The sequence below is a fragment of the Lacinutrix chionoecetis genome, assembly GCF_053604665.1.
Genome location: NZ_JBSHNQ010000048.1, coordinates 1 through 310 on the forward strand (window position 1 = coordinate 1; position 310 = coordinate 310).

Here is a 310-nt window from a genome sequence, read left to right on the forward strand (position 1 = left end):
CAGATGGCGCAATCGATCCAGCAACCGTATCGTTTACCGATCCGGCCGCAACCGATACGGATGGCGATGGCGATAACGATGAGTTAGTAGTACCAGGCGAAGGTACCTGGACAGTAGATGAAACTGGCGAGGTAACCTTCACACCAGAACCAGGCTTTACAGGCGATCCAACACCAGTAAACTATACTATAGATGATAATGATGGCAACACATCAAACGAAGCAACAATCACGTTAGACTTTGATGCACAGCCACCAGTAACCCAAGACGATGATATTACAGGCTTACCAACGAACACACCAGCGGTAGT

Annotated in this window: 1 protein-coding gene; it reads left to right on the plus strand. The window is 48.4% G+C overall.

Annotated elements, in window-relative coordinates; genetic code table 11:
* On the plus strand, positions 1 to 310 hold a 310-nt coding region (locus tag ACVC43_RS00830; protein WP_452222679.1), incomplete at both ends, for an Ig-like domain-containing protein.